Annotated in this window: 1 rRNA gene; it reads right to left on the bottom strand. The window is 44.9% G+C overall.

Annotation, left to right across the window (positions count from 1 at the left end):
* Nucleotides 1-1,188: ribosomal RNA gene (locus tag T352_RS0100005) — 23S ribosomal RNA — on the bottom strand; the annotation flags it as partial.
* Between the last annotated feature and the right edge of the window lie 56 nt (nucleotides 1,189-1,244).

The raw sequence follows: 1,244 nt of genomic DNA, 5'->3' as shown, positions 1-1,244 counted from the left end.
CTCCCCTACCACTTAATCTTTTGATTAAATCCGCAGTTTCGGTATCATGTTTAGCCCCGGTACATTTTCGGCGCAGAGTCACTCGACTAGTGAGCTATTACGCACTCTTTAAAGGATGGCTGCTTCTAAGCCAACCTCCTAGTTGTTTGTGCATCTTCACTTCCTTTTCCACTTAACATGAATTTTGGGACCTTAACTGGCGGTCTGGGCTGTTTCCCTTTCGACAATGGACCTTATCACCCACTGTCTGACTGCTAATTTTACTTTTATGACATTCGGAGTTTAATTGTGATCAGTACCCCGGGATGGGGCCATCACACATTCAGTGCTCTACCTTCATAAAATACTTATTAACGCTAGCCCTAAAGCTATTTCGGGGAGAACCAGCTATATCTGAGTTCGATTGGAATTTCACCCCTAGCCACAAGTCATCCAAACACTTTTCAACGTGTCCTGGTTCGGTCCTCCATTTAGTTTTACCTAAACTTCAACCTGCTCATGGCTAGCTCACCCAGTTTCGGGTCTACATCAACTAACTTATTCGCCCTATTCAGACTCGCTTTCGCTTCGGCTCCGCCCCTCTAGGCTTAACCTTGCTAGTTAACGTAACTCGCCGGTTCATTCTGCAAAAGGCAAGCCATCACCCATTAACGGGCTCTGACTAACTGTAGGCACACAGTTTCAGGATCTCTTTCACTCCCCTTCCGGGGTTCTTTTCACCTTTCCCTCACGGTACTGGTTCACTATCGGTCACTAAGTAGTATTTAGCCTTAGGAGATGGTCCTCCTTATTCGTTCCAGCAAGATTTCTCGTGTCTCGCCGTACTCTTTGATACACCAGTCTATTAATTTCGATTACAGGACTTTCACCTTCTTTGGTTAACCTTCCCAAATTATTCTTCTCATTAATAGTTTTGTAACTGTTATTGTATCGGGCTCCTCCGCGTTCGCTCGTCGCTACTAGCAGAATCGTTATTACTTTCTTTTCCTGCAGGTACTAAGATATTTCAATTCCCTGCGTTCCCTCTTGTTTTCACAAGTGACATGTCTCCAACATGCCGGGTTCCCCCATTCGGATATCCACGGATCGGTACATACTTACTGCTCCCCGTGGCGTTTCGCCGTTAGTTGCGTCCTTCATCGGCTCTTAGTGCCAAGGCATCCACTGTGCGCCCTTTTTTCCTTAACCTTTTGTCTTTTTTATATTATTTGTTACGACAGAATTTATCTACTTTTCAAAGATCT

The sequence above is a fragment of the Haploplasma modicum ATCC 29102 genome (genome assembly GCF_000687835.1).
In the GTDB taxonomy this organism is placed as follows: domain Bacteria; phylum Bacillota_I; class Bacilli_A; order Acholeplasmatales; family Acholeplasmataceae; genus Haploplasma; species Haploplasma modicum.
Note: the sequence above shows the minus strand (reverse complement) of the source record. Positions and strands in the feature narration are given on the sequence as shown.